The sequence below is a fragment of the Sphingomonas donggukensis genome, from assembly GCF_023674425.1.
In the GTDB taxonomy this organism is placed as follows: Bacteria; Pseudomonadota; Alphaproteobacteria; order Sphingomonadales; family Sphingomonadaceae; genus Sphingomonas; species Sphingomonas donggukensis.
The window spans coordinates 1,028,387-1,045,721 of the sequence record NZ_CP098401.1 but is presented as its reverse complement, the minus strand read 5'-3'; the positions used below and the strand labels follow the sequence as shown (position 1 = coordinate 1,045,721).

Genomic DNA, 17,335 nt, shown 5'->3' with positions numbered 1-17,335 from the left:
AGACCGTTGCCCGCATCTATATCGCGCTCGGGCCCGAAATCACTGAGCAATGCCGATGGCCTTCTGCACGCCGGTCCGCCCGATCACGGTTTCGCCTGCAACGGCGCGCTGGCCGAGCGCGACCTGCGGCTCGGTCCCGTCGGGCAAATACACATCGACGCGGCTGCCGAAGCGGATCAGACCGATGCGCTGCCCCACTGCGACGATGTCGCCGACCTTGGTGAAAGTAACGATGCGGCGCGCGACCAGGCCGGCGATCTGGGTGAAGCCGACCTTGCGTCCGTCGCTGCCCTCGACGACGAAATGCTGGCGCTCGTTCTCGTCGCTCGCCTTGTCGAGGTCGGCGTTCAGGAACTTGCCGGAGATATAGACGACTTGGCGGATCGTGCCCGAGATCGGCGTGCGGTTGATGTGGACGTCGAACACCGACATGAAGATCGACACGCGGACGAGCGGCGCGTCGCCCAGCCCGTTCGGGCCGGCCATCTCAGGCGGTACCGGCACGCGCTCGATCATCGTGACCAGCCCGTCGGCGGGCGAAACCACCAGCCCCTCGCCCTGCGGCGTCACGCGCACCGGATCGCGGAAGAACGCGGCGACCCAGATTGTCACGCCCAGCAGCGGCCAGAACAGCACGTTCGAGATCAGCCAGGTGAGGAGCAGCGTGATGCCGGCGGCGATCAGGACGTATTTGCGACCTTCCGGGTGGACCCCGGGAAACCGCCACTTGACCGTCGAGGTTCCGACAGCGGGCTTTTCGAGAGATGTCATGCGCCAGTGCCTAGCCGGGGTGACCTGCCCTGACAACGCCGCGAACGGTTGATCGTTCACGTGGCGCCGCTTAGGAGCCTGCGGCAACCTCCCCAGATTCTCAAGGAACAGGCAGCATGGCGACCAAGATCAAGGTGAAGACGCCCGTCGTGGAAATCGATGGCGACGAGATGACGCGCATCATCTGGGAATGGATTCGCGAGCGCCTGATCAAGCCGTACCTCGACATCGAACTCGATTATTACGACCTCGGCGTCGAGAAGCGCGACGAGACCAACGACAAGATCACGGTCGATTCGGCCGAGGCGATCAAGAAGTATGGCGTGGGCGTTAAGTGCGCCACGATCACCCCCGACGAGGCGCGCGTCGAGGAATTCGGCCTGAAGGAGATGTGGAAGTCGCCGAACGGCACGATCCGCAACATCCTGGGCGGCGTGGTCTTCCGCGAGCCGATCGTCATCAAGAACGTGCCGCGCCTGATCCCGGGGTGGACCCACCCGATCGTCGTCGGCCGCCATGCCTTCGGCGACCAGTACAAGGCGACCGATTTCAAGGTGCCGGGTGCCGGCAAGCTGACCATGAAGTGGCAGGGCAACGACGGCCAGGTCATCGAGAAGGACGTGTTCGACTTCCCCGCCGCGGGCGTGGCGATGGGCATGTACAACCTCGACGAATCGATCCGCGACTTCGCCCGCGCCTCGCTCAACTATGGCCTCGGTCGCCAGTGGCCGGTGTATCTGTCGACCAAGAACACGATTCTGAAGGCCTATGACGGTCGCTTCAAGGACATCTTCGAGGAGGTGCACGAGGCCGAATTCAAGGACCAGTTCAAGGCCGCGAATATCGTCTATGAGCACCGCCTGATCGACGACATGGTCGCCAGCGCGCTGAAGTGGCACGGCGAATTCGTGTGGGCGTGCAAGAACTACGACGGCGACGTGCAGTCGGACCAGGTCGCCCAAGGCTTCGGCTCGCTCGGCCTGATGACGTCGGTGCTGATGACCCCGGACGGCAAGACCGTCGAGGCTGAGGCCGCACACGGCACCGTCACCCGCCACTTCCGCCAGCACCAGCAGGGCAAGGCGACCTCGACCAACCCGATCGCGTCGATTTTCGCGTGGACCGGTGGCCTGAAGTTCCGCGGCAAGTTCGACGACACGCCCGAGGTTACCCGCTTTGCCGAGACGCTGGAGCGCGTCTGCATCGAGACGGTCGAGAACGGCCAGATGACGAAGGACCTCGCGATCCTGATCGGCCCGGACCAGCCGTGGATGACGACTGAGCAGTTCTTCGAAGCGGTACGCGCCAATCTCGAGAAGGAAATGGGCAGCTGGCAGTAAGCCATCGAGGATAGCGCTTTTCCGGGGCCGTCGCGATCATGTGTCGCGGCGGCCCTTCGTTTATCGGGCGGCGGGTGAGCGGATATGCTCGCGGCGGACGCCTAAGCCGAGCACGCGCGCCGGGATCCGCTGCAGCAACGGTATCCGATCGAGGAGTCGCACCGGCCACGGCGCGCTATCCACCCGCCCGCCGAGCGCCGCGCCGATCACCCGCCGATGGACCGCGCGCTGCAGCCCCTGGATCACGCGCACCGCCAGCATCCGGCGCGCCCGAATCCGCGGAAGCAGCGGGTCAGGATCATCACCGCGCGCCATTGCGGCGGCCAGGATGTTCGCTGCGGCGACGGCATCCTGCACCGCCAGGTTGATGCCGACCCCGCCGACCGGCGACATGGCGTGCGCCGCATCGCCGATCGCAAGCAGGCCGGGCCGCGACCAGCGCGTCAGGCGATCGAGCGACACGCTCAAGAGCTTGATGTCGTCCCAGTCGCGCAAGGCGCCGATCCCCGCAGCCGTCACCGGCGCCGCGCGCGACACGGCCTCCCGAAACGCCGGGAGGCCACGTGCGCGGATGCGCTCGGCACTCCCCTTCCCGATCACGCGGGCACATTGAAAATACGCGCCGCGATCGATCGCCACGACCATCTCCCCGCTCGCGATATAGCCGCGCGTGGCGTTGCCGTCGGTCGGTGCTTTGGGGACGCGAAACCAGAAGACGTCGATCGGCGCGCCCAGATCTTCAAGCGGCAGCCCCGCCGCCGCGCGCAACTTTGAGGTTCGCCCGTCGGCGATGAGCGTCAGGCGTGCACGGATCGTCTCTCCGCTCGCCGTCGTGACCCCGGCAATCCGGCCTCCGTCGTCGATCAGGCCGATGGCTTCGACATTCATCCGCAGCTCGAACCCGGAATAACGCTGCGCCTGCGCCGCTACGAAGTTCAGGAAATCCCATTGCGGCATCATCGCGATGAACTTTCCGCGGCCCGGCAGGTGGCGGAAATCGGCGACGCGATAGGATGTCCCGGCGATGACGGCGCCCACGTCTTCGACCCGGTCGTGCGGCTGTTCGAGCAGGGCGTCGAGAAGCCCCAGCTCGTCGAACAGGTCGAGAGTGGAGGGATGGACGGTATCGCCGCGGAAATCGCGCAGGAAGTCGCCGTGCTTTTCCAGGGCGATCGTGCGCAATCCCGCCCGCGCGAACAGCAATCCCGCCATCATGCCCGCCGGCCCACCACCGGCGATGACGATATCCGCATCGGGTGCCGTTTGGGTCATGACAAATCCTTCCGCCTGCCCCTAATACACGCATGGCGCTCAATCTCGGCAATCATGGCTTTTCCGACGCACTCGTAATCCTGGGCGCGGCGGGGCTGGTTATTCCCGCCTTCGCGCGGTTCCGGATCAGCCCCGTCATCGGCTTCATCCTGGTCGGCATCCTCGTCGGTCCGGCGGGGCTCGGTACGCTCGTGCCGCAGGCGCCGTGGCTCTATTACCTGACCATCAGCGACCCGCATTCGATCGAGCCGTTCGCCGAATTCGGCATCATCCTCCTGCTGTTTTCGATTGGGCTCGAACTCTCGCTGAAGCGCCTGTGGGCGATGCGCCAGCTGGTGTTCGGGCTTGGCGCGTTCGAATTGCTCGGCTCCGCGGCGATCATCGGGGTCGGGCTGCACCTGCTGGGCCAGGCGTGGGCGGGGTCGATCGGGCTCGGCCTGGCGCTGGCGCTGTCATCGACTGCGCTGGTCCTGCCGCTGGTCGGGACGGCCAGCCGGGTCGGGCGGCCGGCGTTCGCGATGCTGTTGTTCGAGGATCTGGCCCTCGTCCCGATCATCTTCGCGCTGGGGGCGATGGCGCCGACCGCGAGCGCAGCGGGCCTGGGCGGCCTGTGGACGGTGCTGTTGCGCGGCATGATCGCGGTGGCGATCCTGTTCGCGGCAGGCCGTTTCGTCCTGCCGCGCCTGTTCGCGCAGGCCGCGCGGACCAAGAGCCCCGAATTGTTCCTGGCCGCCAGCCTGCTGGTCGTCATCGTCGCGAGCCTCATCACCACCGCCGCCGGCCTGTCGCCGATCGTCGGCGCGCTGCTCGCCGGGCTGCTGATCGCCGAAACCGAATATGCCCGAGAGGTCGAGGTGATGACCGAGCCGTTCAAGGGACTGGCGCTCGGCGTGTTCCTGCTGACGGTCGGCATGCAGCTCGACCTGCGGCTGGTCGCCGCCAACTGGCCGGGGCTGCTGGCGGCGATCGTCGGGGTGATGCTGGTAAAATCGGTCGTCACCACCGCGCTGCTGAAGGTCAACGGCACCCGCACCGGCACCGCGGCGGAGGCGGGCATCCTGATGTCGAGCCCGTCCGAAACGACTTTGATCGTGCTGGGCGTCGCGACGCAGGCCGGGCTGATCTTGACGACGACGTCAGCCTTCTGGACGACGGTGACGGCGATCGGCCTGACCATCACGCCGCTGCTCGCCAAGGCGGGACAGGGCATCGCGCGGCGGATCGACCGGCAGGAGCGCATCGCCGATCCGGAGGTCGACGCCGACCGCCCCGGCACCGTCATCATCGGCTTCGGTCGGGTCGGGCGCACCGTCGCCGACATGCTGAAGGTGCACGGCAAGACGTTCGTCGCGGTCGATGCCGATATCGACGGGGTGAACGCCGCGCGGCGCGATGGATATCCGGTGATCTTCGGCGATGTCGCGCGCAGCGAACTGGTCGACCGGCTGCGGCTGGGCCATGCCGATGCGCTGATCCTCACGATGGACGATCCGGTGCTCACCGTAAATCTCGCGCGACGGGTACGCGCCTGGGTACCAAGCTTGCCGATCATCGCCCGCGCCCGCGATGCGACCCACGCCGCAGAGCTTTACAAGGCCGGCGTCACCGATGCGGTGCCGGAGACGCTGGAAAGCTCGCTGCAATTGTCGGAGGCGGTGCTGGTCGATATCGGGGTCGCGATGGGGCCGGTCATCGCCTCGATCCACGAAAAGCGCGACGAAATGCGCCAGCAGATCAAGGCCGAGGCGAGCCTCGACCGCGAACCCAGAATACGGCGTTTGCGGCGGACAGACGAGGTTTCGTGACGCGGCGTTGGCGCTACAGTACTGATTAAGGTGGGAAACCCTATGTCGGCTTAGATCGTTGTTACGACAGCATTTCAGACCATTATTGGAGAGTTTCCGATGAAGTTTCTCGTACCTGCTCTTATCATCGCGGCGACTGCGGCTCCTGCAGCCGTCGCGCAAACGGGATCGGTTGAGGTCACCCCTGCTGCACCCGCGGTCGGTGCTACCGTGGTCGATACGACCGGTGCGACCGTGGGCACGATCGAGAGCATTTCCGGCGCCGTTGCGGTCATCAACACCGGTTCGGCCAAGGTCGGCTATCCGCTGGCGTCGATGACCCCCGGACCGAAGGGGCCGATCATCGCGTTGACGAAGGCCGCGCTGGAGGCGTCCTATGCCGAGCAGGCCGCGAAGGCACAGGCCGATCTTCAGGCGAAGCTGGTCGCCGGAACCGCGGTGCGCAGCCTGAACGGCGGCACCCAGGTCGGCACGATCAAGACTGCCGACGCGGAGTTCGTCACGCTGACCACCGCCAAGGGCGACGTGCGCCTGCCCAAGTCGGGCTTCTCGCTCGACGCGCAGGGCGTCATCATCGGCATGACCGCCGAGCAGTTCAATGCGGCGATCAGCGGAGCCGCTGCCGCCAAGTAAGCGCGAAGCGACGCTCGCTGCCTCAGGCGGCGAGCGTCGCCTTCACCGCAGCGAGCGCATCCGCTGCCTTGTCGCCGTCCGGGCCACCGCCCTGCGCCATATCGGGCCGACCGCCGCCGCCCTGCCCGCCGACAGCGGCGACCGCCGCTTTCACCAGATCGACCGCGCTGAAGCGTCCGACGATGTCCTCGGTAACGCCGACCGCCACCGTCGCGCGCCCGTCGTTGACCGCCACCAGCGCGGCGACGCCCGAACCGATCCGCGCTTTCGCCTCGTCGACCGCGCCGCGCAGGCCTTTTGCCTCGAACCCTTCGAGCACTTGGCCGACGAACGTGACGTCGCCAACCTGCTCCGGCCCGGCCCCCTCGCCTTTGCTGCCGCCGCCCATCGCCAGCGCCTTCTTCGCCTCTGCCAGCTCGCGCTCCAGCCGCTTGCGGTCCTCGACCAGCGCGGCGACGCGCGCCGGCACCTCGTCGGGGGAGGATTTGAGTGCCGCCGCCGCCTCGCGCAGTTTGGCGTCGCGATCGGCGAGATATTGGCGCGCGGCTTCGCCGGTTAGCGCCTCGACACGGCGGACGCCCGAGCTGACCGCGCTTTCGCCGACGATCTTGAGCAAGCCAATTTCGCCCAGCGCGCCGACATGGGTGCCGCCGCACAGCTCGACCGAATAGGTCTGGCCGGCATCCTCGGTGCCCATCGCCACGACGCGCACCTCGTCGCCGTATTTCTCGCCGAACAGCGCCATCGCGCCCATTGCGATCGCGTCGTCGGGGGTCATGATCCGGGTGGTGACGTCAGTGTTGGCACGCACCTGCGCGTTCACGTCGCTCTCGACCAGCGCCAGATCGCCCGGTGACATCGCCGAGGGATGCGACACGTCGAAGCGCAATCGCTCAGGCGCAACCAGCGATCCCTTCTGCGCGACATGGGTGCCCAGCCGCTCGCGCAGCGCCGCGTGGAGCAGGTGCGTGGCGGAATGGTTGGCGCGGATTGCGGCGCGGCGACCGCGATCGATCGCCAGCTTCACGGTATCGCCAACCTTCAGCGTGCCGCTGTCGATGGTCGCGACATGGCCGTGGAGCTTGCCGAGATGCTTCTGGGTGTCGGTGACGGTCGCGGTCACGCTGTCGCCGGCGATCGTGCCGGCGTCGCCCACCTGCCCACCGCTTTCGCCGTAGAACGGCGTCTGATTCACCAGCACCTCGACGGTGTCGCCCGCCGCCGCGCTCTCGACGCGCGCACCGTCCTTCACCAGCGCGACGACCTGCGCCTCACCGGTGTCGGCGGCATAGCCGGTGAATTCGGTCGCGCCGGCGTCCTCGACGATGTCGAACCACACGTCGTCCGACGCCTTGGCGCCGGAGCCCTTCCACGCGGCGCGCGCCGCCGCCTTCTGCTCGGCCATCGCCGCATCGAACCCGGCGCGATCGACGGAAATGCCCTGGGGACGCAGCGCGTCCTCGGTCAGATCATAGGGGAAGCCGAACGTGTCGTAGAGCTTGAACGCGGTCGCGCCGGGCAGCGTATCGCCCTCACCCATCGCCCCGGTCGCCTCGTCGAGCAGGCGCAGGCCGTTCGACAGCGTCTGACGAAACCGAGTTTCCTCCTGCAGCAATGTCGCCTCGATCACGGGCTGCGCGCGGACGAGTTCGGGATAGGCGCCACCCATTTCGGCGACCAGCGCGGGCACCATGCGGTGCATCAGCGGCTCCTTCGCCCCCAGCAGATGCGCGTGGCGCATCGCGCGGCGCATGATCCGGCGCAGGACGTAGCCGCGGCCCTCGTTGGCGGGCAGCACGCCGTCGGCGACCAGAAAACCGGACGTGCGGATATGGTCGGCGATCACGCGGTGGCTGGCCTGGGTGTCGCCGGTCGTCGTCGTGTGGGTCAGCGCGCCGCTCTCGGCGATCAGCGCCTTGAAGGTGTCGGTGTCGTAATTGTCGTGGACGCCCTGCAGCACCGCGGCAATGCGCTCCAACCCCATGCCGGTGTCGATCGACGGCTTCGGCAGCGCGCCGATCTGCACGTCGTTCTCCTGCACGAATTGCATGAAGACGAGGTTCCAGATCTCGACGAAGCGGTCACCGTCCTCATCCGGGCTGCCGGGAGGGCCACCGGGGATATGATCGCCGTGGTCGTAGAAGATTTCCGAACACGGCCCGCATGGCCCGTCGCTGCCCATCGCCCAGAAATTATCCTTGGTGGCGATGCGGATGATGCGATCCTCGGGCAGACCCGCAATCTTGCGCCACAGGTCGAACGCCTGATCGTCGGTGTGATAGACGGTCGCGGTCAGCCGGTCGGGGTTGAGACCCCACTCCTTCGTCAGCAGCGTCCACGCATGGGTGATCGCCTGCTCCTTGAAATAATCGCCGAAGCTGAAATTTCCGAGCATTTCGAAGAAGGTATGGTGCCGCGCGGTGTAACCGACATTGTCGAGATCATTGTGCTTGCCGCCTGCGCGGACGCATTTCTGGCTGCTCGTCGCAGTGCTGTAAGGGCGCGTTTCGAGGCCGGTGAAGACGTTCTTGAACGGCACCATGCCAGCATTCACGAACATCAGCGTCGGGTCGTTCTGCGGCACCAGCGGCGCGGACGGGACGATCTGGTGCCCGGCCTTGCCGAAATAATCGAGGAAGCTGCGGCGGATGTCGTTAGTCGAGGTCATGGCCGCGACTTAGGCGAGCGGGTGCCGATGCTCAAGCGGCAGCGGGCGCGCCCCCGAAAGTTCCGCGGATCGCCGTCATAGGAGAACTTTCTGCGTCGCTCGTCGGTCGGGCGTGTGCGAATAACGATCCGGAGCGGTGCGGAAGCCATACCCTCATCAGACACATGCCGCGCCATGTAGGACAGCGAAAAGTGGCGCGCGCTACCCCAGCGGCGCATCGAGCGAGGTCGGCGGGGTGCTGAAACACTTCGGCCCGGTCGCGGTCATGTGGAAGCAATCCTCCAGCCGCACCCCGAACTTGCCGGGCAGGTAGAGCCCCGGTTCGTTCGAGAAACACATGCCCGCGGCGAGGCGCGTGGTTTCGCCATGGACCAAATTGACGGGCTCGTGGCCGTCCATGCCGATGCCGTGCCCGGTGCGGTGCGACAGACCCGGCAGGCGATAGCGTGGCCCGTAGCCCTTCGCTTCATACGCCGCGCGTACCGCGTCATCGACAGAGCCTGCGGGAGCGCCGATCCGGGCCGCCGCGAAGGCGGTCGCCTGCCCGGCGCGAACGTCGTCCCACACCTTGCGGACTTCGCGCGACGCAGATCCCTTCACGAAGGTACGCGACACGTCGGATTGATAGCCCTGCACGGTGCAGCCGCAGTCCATCAGCACGACCGATCCCGGCTTCACCACCTGCGGCCTACGGCTGCCGTGCGGCAGGGCGGCGGCTTCGTCGATCAGCACCAGTGAGAATTCGGGGCTGCCGCCGAGCTTGCGCGTGGCCGCCGACATCAGCGCGCCGACGTCGGTGTTCGCCATACCGACCTCGACCCGCGGCCATGTCCAGCGATAGGCGGCGATGGTGACGTCGGTCGCCATCTGCATCAGCGCGATCTCGGCGGGCGTCTTGACCATGCGGCATCCGCGCACGACCGGGTTGGCCGAGACGAGCCGCGCCGCCGGCAGCGCGCGGCGCAGCCCATCGACCGCGAAATAGCGCACGGTTTCCTCGATCCCGACCGGGCGGGTGGCGAGCCCGCGTTGCTTCAGAAAGGCGGCGACCAGCGCGAGGGGATCCTCATCCTCCTGCCACACGCGCACTTCCGCGGCGACACCGAGCGATTCGCGGACTGAGGGTTCCTCGAAGAACGGCGTGATGATCAGGGCCTCGCCGTGCGCGGGCAGCACCGCCGCGGTCAGCCGCTCGCTGCGGCCCCAGCGGACGCCGGTGAAATAGGTGAGACTCGAGCCGGCCTCTACCAGCACCGCGCCGATGCCACTGGCGCGCATCAGCGCCTGCGCGCGGGCGATGCGAGCGGCGCGTTCGTCTGGCCCGATCGGCACGGCGCCGCGCGTCATGTCCTTCAGGTCGGACAGATCGGGTTCGGCGGCGCTGAGGAGGCCCGGCGTGGCGAGAAGCGGCAGCGCGCCGGCGGCGGCGAGCATAGTGCGGCGGGTCAGGATCATGGTTGCATTCGATACGGTGCTTGACCGCGCCGCCGCAATCCCCTTCCCTGTCCGCGACATCTGACCACGGAGCATTCATGGCCAAGCGGCTGACCTATTACATCATCGCGGCACTGGTGCTCGGCATCGTCGGCGGCCTGATCCTGAACACGATCTTCAGCGCGCAAGGGCCCGCGGGCGCGGAGACGTTGAAGAACATCGGCTATTATCTGTCGATCGTGACGACGGTGTTCCTGCGCCTCATCAAGATGATTATCGCACCCCTCGTCTTCTCGACCCTGGTCGTCGGCATTGCGCACATGGGCGACACCGCGGCGCTGGGGCGCGTGGGCCTGCGCTCCATCCTGTGGTTTGTCGGCGCCAGCCTGATGTCGCTGACGCTCGGCCTGATCCTCGTGAACCTGTTCCAGCCCGGCGTGGGCCTGAACATTGAAATCCCCGCCGCGACCGCCGCGAGCGGCGTCGACAAGGCGGCGTTCGACCTGAAGGTCTTCATCAGTCACGTATTCCCCGCGTCGGGAATCGAGGCGATGGCCAACAACGAGATCCTGCAGATCGTCATCTTTTCGATCTTCATCGGCGTCGCGATCACCGCGGTCGGCGAGAAGGCGGCGCCGCTGGTGAAGGGGATCGAGGCGCTGGTCCAGGTGATGCTGCAGGTGACGAACTACGTCATGCGGTTCGCCCCCTTCGCGGTGTTCGCGGCGGTGACGGCCACGGTCGCCGAGCGGGGGCCGGAGATCATCGGCAACCTCGGCTATTTCATGCTGACCTTCTACATCGGCATGGGGCTGCTGTGGTGCCTGCTGATCGGCGTCTGCTTCCTGATCGTCGGCAAGCGGACGGGACAGTTGGTGCGCTACATCCGCGATCCGTTGCTGCTGGCGTTCACCACCGCGTCGTCCGAGGCGGCGTATCCGCGCACGCTGGAGGCGCTCGACAAGTTCGGGGTGCCGCCGCGCATCGCCAGCTTCGTGCTGCCGCTCGGCTATTCGTTCAACCTCGACGGGTCGATGATCTACATGACGTTCGCGACGATGTTCATCGCGCAGGCGTATGGCATCGAGATGACGCTGGGGCATCAGATCACGATGCTGCTGATCCTGATGATCACGTCCAAGGGGATCGCCGGCGTGCCGCGCGCCAGCCTCGTGGTGATCGCGGGGACGCTGGCGTTCTTCGACATTCCCGAGGCGGGGTTGTTGCTGATCCTGGGCATCGACCACTTCCTCGACATGGGGCGGTCGGCGACCAATGTGGTCGGCAATGCGGTGGCGGCGACCGTCATTGCGAAGTGGGAGGGCGACCGGCTCGATCCGATCGAGTCACCCGATATCGTCACCGCTGCGGCGCCCAGCGGACATGGGCCGGCGCGGGCGGTCGACAGCTTCGACAAGGTGTGAGCGTCAGCGCGGCCCCTCACGCATAGGCGTAGGGGCCGCCGACCTCGAGCGCCTTGCGGTACGCGGGGAGCGCGTGGACTTTTTCCAGCCAGGCGATGGTCGCGGGGCGGCTGGCGTCGAGGCCGCCGCGGCTGCGTGCGGCCTCCAGCGGGAAGCTCATCATGACATCGGCGGCGGTCATGGTGTCGCCGGCGAACCACGGCCGCTTCGCGAGCTCGCTTTCGATCCAGTCGAGGTGGACGTCGATCATCGGCTGCACCCGCTTCATCGCGCGCTTGCCGAGGAACGGGATGCGGCCGAGCACCAGCTTTAGCAGCAGCGGCGGCATGAGCGACCCTTCGGCATAATGCAGGAAATGGCGGTAGCGCAGCAGGCCGTCGCGGTGGCCGGGCGCGCCGAGGCGCCCGTCGGCCTTTTCGACCAGATATTCGACGATCGCGCCGGTTTCGGCGATGGTGCGGTCGCCGTCGGTAATGACCGGCGACTTGCCGAGCGGGTGGACCTTGCGGAGTTCCGGGGGCGCGAGCATCGTCGCGGGATTCCGCTCGTAGCGTTTCACCTCATAGGGCAGGCCGAGCTCCTCAAGCAGCCACAGCACACGTTGCGACCGCGAGTTTTCGAGGTGGTGGACGATGATGGTCACGGGCGCTCTCCTGATTGGGCGGTTGCCGACCATATCCACGCGGCGGCGGGAAAGTCGATCGTGTCGCCGTTGCGACGCGCTTCGATGACGGCGCGCAGGCGGGCGAGCATGGCCGGGCGGTCGGCGGGGTCGGCGGCGCGCAAAATGGGTGCGGCGGGGCCGATGCGCTGAAAGAAACCGAGTGCGTCTGCGACAGGGTCTTCGCCCGCCCCGGCGCGGTAGGCGAAATCGACCGGCGTGGCCTGGGCGTCGCGCCAGCCCGCGGTCGCGAGGATGGCGGCGACATGATCTCGGGCGGCGAAGGCGAACGGGCCGGCGCCGGGGACCGGCGGCTGGCCCCCGACCGCGGCGGCGAGTTCGGCGGCGAAGGCGTTTAGGGACCAGTCGCGGAAGCAGGAGAAGACAAGGCGGGCATCGGGCGCCGCGGCGGCGTGGAAGGCGGTGAAGGCGGCGACGGGGTCGTCGAAGAACATGACGCCGTGGCGGGAAACGAACAGGTCGACCGGCGCGTGGCCTGCGGCGGCTTGAGTGGCGTCGGCGGTTTGGAAGTTGAGCCGCGCTGGGTCATCCATCCCGTGTTCCCGCGCAGGCGGGAGCCCAGAGCCACAGGCGGGGTGCTCCGTTACCCTAGGCTCCCGCCGGCGCGGGAGCACGGTGGCTGTCGAGACCTCTGTCGAAACATGATCAGCGCGCCACCGCGCAACCTCGACCAGTGCTTCCGACAGATCGATGCCGATGATGGTGGCGTCCGGGCGCGCTGTTGCGAGGGCGAGGCTGGTGGCGCCCGCACCGCAGCCGATGTCGAACGCGCGGAACGGGTGTGGTGGAGCGGCGGCGAGGATCGCGACGTCGAGGTGGCGGGACAGGTCGGCGAGGCTGCGATCGGTGCGGCGCCATTCGGCGGCCCAGACGTCGCCAACCGCGCCGGTCCAGTCGGTCGATGACGTCATGCCTCTCTCCTGCAATTTCTCGAAGTTTGTGCGTGTGTGGCAGAAATACGGGAATTGCGCTGGCCCCGAAACGCGAAAAGGCCCGCCTGTCTGGGCGGGCCTTTCCGGGAGCTTGCGACACATACCCTGCGCTGGGCGATGCGCCGCGAAACGATGAGGGTCAGAGATCGTCGTCCGCATCGGGGCCGGTCATCATCTCCTCGGCGACCTTTTCGGTGCGGGTGCGGATCGCATTTTCGAGGCGATCGGCGAGTTCGGTGTTTTCCTTGAGGAAAGTCTTGGCGTTCTCACGACCCTGGCCGATGCGGACGCTGTCGTAGCTGAACCAGGCGCCCGATTTCTCGACGAGCCCGGCCTTCACGCCGAGATCGAGGACTTCGCCGATCTTGGAGATACCCTCCCCGTACATGATGTCGAATTCGACCTGCTTGAACGGCGGCGCGACCTTGTTCTTCACGACCTTCACGCGGGTGGCGTTGCCGACGATATCCTCGCGGTCCTTGATCTGGCCGGTGCGACGGATGTCGAGACGGACCGAAGCGTAGAATTTCAGCGCGTTGCCGCCGGTGGTAGTTTCCGGATTGCCGTACATGACGCCGATCTTCATGCGCAGCTGGTTGATGAAGATGACCATGCAGCGCGAGCGGCTGATCGAGCCGGTCAGCTTGCGCAGCGACTGCGACATGAGCCGCGCCTGGAGGCCGACGTGGCTGTCGCCCATCTCCCCCTCGATCTCGGCACGCGGCACCAGCGCGGCGACCGAATCGACCACCAGCACGTCGATCGCGTTCGAGCGGACGAGGGTATCGACGATCTCGAGTGCCTGTTCGCCGGTGTCGGGCTGCGACACGATCAGTTCGTCGATGTTGACGCCCAGCTTCTTGGCATAGACCGGGTCGAGCGCATGTTCGGCGTCGACGAACGCGGCGGTGCCCCCGCCCTTCTGCGCCTCTGCAATGACGTGGAGCGCGAGCGTGGTCTTGCCCGACGATTCGGGGCCGTACACCTCGATCACGCGACCGCGCGGCAGGCCGCCGACGCCGAGTGCGATGTCGAGCCCGAGCGAGCCGGTCGAGATCGCCTCGACCTGCATCGTTTCCTTCGACCCCAGCTTCATTGCCGAGCCCTTGCCGAACGCACGGTCGATCTGTGCGAGCGCGGCGTCGAGCGCCTTCTGACGATCGGTGGTGGAGGTTGCCATGTTGCTGTCGATGACCTTCAGGTTCGCTGCCAATGTGGCCTCCATCGCTAGGGCATCACGCGCCCTGGTTCAACGCTTGTGGAGGCTCATGTACCGCATCTGTTCCATAGGAACAAGAGTGGAACATAAATTATTTCAGTCGACGCCCCAGCGGGTCCAGTCGAGCATGTCGGTGGTCACCCACCCGAACACGAAGTTGAGATAAAACAGCGCAAACAGGATCGTCGCGACGATCGTCACCCGCCACGCGGTGCGCCCGGCGAGAAAGATGTGGGGGGCGCTTTCCGCCTGGCCGGGGATTTTGGCGGTCCCGGCCTCGTCGGCGGTGCGGACGCCGAAGGGCAGGACGAGGAAGACCGAGAAGGCCCAGAACAGGATGTAGATGGCGAGCGCGGAGGTCCATTTCATGGCGACCGCGTTAGCTCGAATCGTGGGCGGGAAGGAAGGGCGTCGCGCGGGAAGGCGGAATCACCAGTCCGAAAAACCTACCGTTCGTGCCGAGCGAAGTCGAGGCGCATGCCTTGATCATGTACTTCGACTTCGCTCAGTACCAACGGTGCGGGGATGATCGCGTTGGAAGCCGCGGCCGCCTCGCGCCGCGTGGAGGCAATTCGGCCCCGGCCTTCGCCGGGGCACAGGTTGGCGTCAGCGGTTTGGCCTCACACTTCGACGAGCAGGACGTCCACGACCGGCTTCTTGCCGGTCCAGCGAGTGGCGACGCGGCGGACGGACAGGCGGATGGCTTCACGGATCTTGTCGCGGTCACGCCCGGCCTTGCCACCCTTCAGCGCGGCTTCGGCGGCATCGATGGCCTCGTCGATGAAGGGATCGCGCTCCTCCTCGACCGGAATGCCCTGCAACCGGACGTCGGGATCGCCGACCAGCGCACCCGCCTTGTTGATCGCGACCGCCACCGAAATCTGGCCGAACGCGGCAAGCTTGCGGCGTTCGTTCATCGTCGGACCGTCGGCGGGCAGGATCACGTCGCCGTCAATCGCAAGACGACCGACCGTCGCCTCGCCGATCTTCTGCGGGGTGCCCGGCGCCAGGCGGATGATGTCGCCGTCCTTTTGCAGCACGGCCCCCGGCACGCCGCTGTCGATGGCGAAGCGGGCGTGTTCGGACAAATGCCGCATCTCGCCGTGAACCGGCATCACCAACTGCGGGCGAATCCACTGGTACATCTGAAGCAGCTCGGGCCGGCCGGGATGGCCCGACACGTGGACGAAGGCCTGGCGATCGGTGACGATCTCCACCCCCATCGCCGCCAGGCGGTTCTGGATGTCGCCGATGGCGCGTTCGTTGCCGGGAATCTGCTTGGACGAGAAGACGACGGTGTCGCCGCGGTCGAGTTTGATCGGGTGCGTCCCCTCCGACACGCGGTTGAGCGCGGCGCGTGCCTCGCCCTGCCCGCCCGTCGCGACGATCAGCACTTCGTGGCGCGGAAGCCGCATCGCGGTGTCCCAGTCGACCGTCTCGGGGAAGCCCTTCAGATAGCCCGCCGCCTTTGCAACACGGGTGATGCGGTCGAGCGAGCGGCCCGCGACGACCAGCTTGCGACCGGTGTCCTTGGCAACCTCGCCCAGCGTCGCGAGGCGCGCGGCGTTAGAGGCGAAGGTGGTGACGAGCACGCGGCCCTTGGCGGCAGCGACGACCTCGTCGAGGCCGGCGCGGACGTCGGTTTCGCTGCCCGAGGCTTCGGGATTGAAGACGTTGGTCGAATCGCAGACGAGCGCGAAGATGCCCTGGTCGCCGACCGCGGTCAGTTCCGCGGCGGTGGAGGCCGAGCCGTGTAGCGGCGAATCGTCGATCTTCCAGTCGCCGGTGTGCAGGATCTTGCCGTATTTCGTATCGAGCAGGATCGCATTGCCCTCAGGAATCGAATGCGCGAGCGGCACGTAGCTGATGCCGAACGGCCCCAGCTTGAAGCTCTGGTCCTCCTTGATGATGCGCAGCTTCACCTGCTTGGTGATGCCCTCCTCGTCGAGCTTCTCGCGGATCAGGCCCGCGGTGAAGGGCGAGGCGTAGATCGGCACGCCGAGTTCGGCGGCAAGATACGGCAGCGCGCCGATATGATCCTCATGCCCGTGGGTGATGACGATGCCGAGCAGATCGTCGAGGCGATCCTCGATGAAACTGAGGTCGGGCAGCAGCACGTCGATGCCGGGATAGTCCGGATCGGCAAACGAGATGCCGCAATCGATCATCAGCCATTTGCCGTCGCACCCGTAGAGGTTGACGTTCATGCCGATTTCGCCCGAGCCGCCAAGCGCGACGAAGAGCAGTTCGTTGGTAGGTTTTGTCATTATGTCCTGTACTTGCTCGCGTGTTCCGGCCCTGTCCGGGTTGCCTCCAGGGGTGGAGGGGAAACGCGCTGGATGTGTGGAGGCACCGGCGGAGCGCCGGCGCTAGACATCATATATGGGCGCGTTCCCACAGAATCGCCAGCCCGGTCAGCGTGAGATCGTGTTCGACATGGTCGAAGACGGCGGTATGCGCCTCGAACAGGACCGCCAGACCGCCGGTGGCGAGGACGGTGACGGGGCGCCCGACCTCCGCCTTCATGCGCGCGACCAGCCCCTCGATCATGGCGACATAGCCCCAGAAGATGCCGATCTGCATCTGCTGCGTGGTGTTGCGGCCGATGACGCTGGTGTCGTCGGGCGCCTCGATGGCGATGCGCGGGAGCTTGGCGGCGGCGGTGACGAGCGCGTCGAGGCTGAGGTTGATGCCGGGCGCGATGATCCCGCCCTTGTAGGCGCCCGAATAGTCGATGACGTCGAATGTGGTGGCCGTGCCGAAATCGACGACGATCAGGTCGCCGGCGTACGCATCGTGCGCGGCGATGACGTTGAGTGCGCGGTCGGCGCCGAGGCTCTGCGGCTCGTCGACGTCGAGGGTGAGCGGCCAGCCCCCCTCACCCGCCACCAGCGATTCACTGGCGAAATATTTGGTGGCGAGCATGCGCAGGTTGTGGAGCGCGCGCGGGACGACAGTGGAGATGACGACGCCGGTGATGTCGGCGCGGTCGAGCCCCTCGAGCGTCAGCAGCTGGCTCAGCCAGACGACGTACTCGTCGGCGGTGCGCCTGGGGTCGGTCGCGATGCGCCAGCGCGCCCGGACCTCGCGCCCGTCCATCACCGCGAAGACGACATTGGTGTTGCCGGCGTCGATCGCGAGCAGCATGGATCTCA

At 66.8% G+C, this 17,335-nt stretch carries 14 protein-coding genes; 4 read left to right on the top strand and 10 right to left on the bottom strand.

Annotation, left to right across the window (positions count from 1 at the left end; all coding sequences use genetic code 11):
- Positions 1 to 39: 39 nt before the first annotated feature.
- Positions 40 to 771 (bottom strand): phosphatidylserine decarboxylase, encoded by a 732-nt coding sequence (locus M9980_RS05075; RefSeq protein WP_250754093.1) that lies wholly within the window; start codon positions 769 to 771, stop codon positions 40 to 42.
- A 116-nt stretch (positions 772 to 887) separates the two neighbouring features.
- On the opposite strand from M9980_RS05075, the gene M9980_RS05070 reads away from it, so the two are divergent.
- Positions 888 to 2,111 (top strand): NADP-dependent isocitrate dehydrogenase, encoded by a 1,224-nt coding sequence (locus M9980_RS05070; RefSeq protein ID WP_250754092.1) that lies wholly within the window; start codon positions 888 to 890, stop codon positions 2,109 to 2,111.
- Positions 2,112 to 2,171: 60 nt separating this feature from the next.
- Here M9980_RS05070 and M9980_RS05065 read toward each other — a convergent pair whose 3' ends face one another.
- The gene (locus tag M9980_RS05065) at positions 2,172 to 3,383 is read right to left on the bottom strand and encodes an FAD-dependent oxidoreductase (RefSeq protein ID WP_250754091.1); all 1,212 of its coding nucleotides are present in this window, start codon (positions 3,381 to 3,383) and stop codon (positions 2,172 to 2,174) included.
- A 32-nt stretch (positions 3,384 to 3,415) separates the two neighbouring features.
- Here M9980_RS05065 and M9980_RS05060 point away from each other — a divergent pair, with 32 nt between their 5' ends.
- Together M9980_RS05060 and M9980_RS05055 are read left to right on the top strand one after the other, a co-directional pair.
- A complete protein-coding gene (locus M9980_RS05060) occupies positions 3,416 to 5,188 on the top strand; it encodes a cation:proton antiporter domain-containing protein (RefSeq protein WP_250754090.1) in 1,773 nt (590 codons plus the stop codon).
- Between the two features lie 99 nt (positions 5,189 to 5,287).
- Positions 5,288 to 5,821 carry a hypothetical protein gene (locus M9980_RS05055; protein WP_250754089.1) on the top strand — a complete coding sequence of 178 codons (534 nt, stop codon included), beginning with the start codon at positions 5,288 to 5,290 and terminating at the stop codon, positions 5,819 to 5,821.
- 22 nt (positions 5,822 to 5,843) lie between these two features.
- Here M9980_RS05055 and alaS read toward each other — a convergent pair whose 3' ends face one another.
- Positions 5,844 to 8,489 carry an alanine--tRNA ligase gene (alaS, locus tag M9980_RS05050; RefSeq protein ID WP_250754088.1) on the bottom strand — a complete coding sequence of 882 codons (2,646 nt, stop codon included), beginning with the start codon at positions 8,487 to 8,489 and terminating at the stop codon, positions 5,844 to 5,846.
- Positions 8,490 to 8,690: 201 nt separating this feature from the next.
- Positions 8,691 to 9,944: a M24 family metallopeptidase gene (locus M9980_RS05045; RefSeq protein ID WP_250754087.1), complete on the bottom strand. Its 1,254-nt coding sequence runs from the start codon at positions 9,942 to 9,944 to the stop codon at positions 8,691 to 8,693.
- Between the two features lie 77 nt (positions 9,945 to 10,021).
- Here M9980_RS05045 and M9980_RS05040 point away from each other — a divergent pair, with 77 nt between their 5' ends.
- Positions 10,022 to 11,347, top strand: coding sequence for a dicarboxylate/amino acid:cation symporter (locus tag M9980_RS05040; protein WP_250754085.1), 1,326 nt, complete (start codon positions 10,022 to 10,024; stop codon positions 11,345 to 11,347).
- A gap of 16 nt (positions 11,348 to 11,363) precedes the next feature.
- Here the strand turns inward: M9980_RS05040 and M9980_RS05035 are convergent, their stop codons facing one another.
- The 6 genes from M9980_RS05035 to M9980_RS05010 form a co-directional block, all read right to left on the bottom strand.
- Positions 11,364 to 11,990 (bottom strand): glutathione S-transferase family protein, encoded by a 627-nt coding sequence (locus M9980_RS05035; RefSeq protein WP_250754082.1) that lies wholly within the window; start codon positions 11,988 to 11,990, stop codon positions 11,364 to 11,366.
- Positions 11,987 to 12,940, bottom strand: a complete 954-nt coding sequence (locus M9980_RS05030; RefSeq protein WP_250754079.1) for a class I SAM-dependent methyltransferase — start codon at positions 12,938 to 12,940, stop codon at positions 11,987 to 11,989. Before M9980_RS05030 ends, M9980_RS05035 begins: the two co-directional genes overlap by 4 nt.
- Positions 12,941 to 13,100: 160 nt before the next feature.
- Positions 13,101 to 14,174, bottom strand: coding sequence for a recombinase RecA (recA, locus tag M9980_RS05025; protein WP_277998315.1), 1,074 nt, complete (start codon positions 14,172 to 14,174; stop codon positions 13,101 to 13,103).
- Between the two features lie 102 nt (positions 14,175 to 14,276).
- Positions 14,277 to 14,549, bottom strand: coding sequence for a DUF1467 family protein (locus tag M9980_RS05020; protein ID WP_250754077.1), 273 nt, complete (start codon positions 14,547 to 14,549; stop codon positions 14,277 to 14,279).
- A gap of 251 nt (positions 14,550 to 14,800) precedes the next feature.
- Positions 14,801 to 16,447 carry a ribonuclease J gene (locus M9980_RS05015; protein WP_250754074.1) on the bottom strand — a complete coding sequence of 549 codons (1,647 nt, stop codon included), beginning with the start codon at positions 16,445 to 16,447 and terminating at the stop codon, positions 14,801 to 14,803.
- 109 nt (positions 16,448 to 16,556) lie between these two features.
- Positions 16,557 to 17,327, bottom strand: a complete 771-nt coding sequence (locus M9980_RS05010; protein ID WP_250754071.1) for a type III pantothenate kinase — start codon at positions 17,325 to 17,327, stop codon at positions 16,557 to 16,559.
- Positions 17,328 to 17,335: the final 8 nt, after the last annotated feature.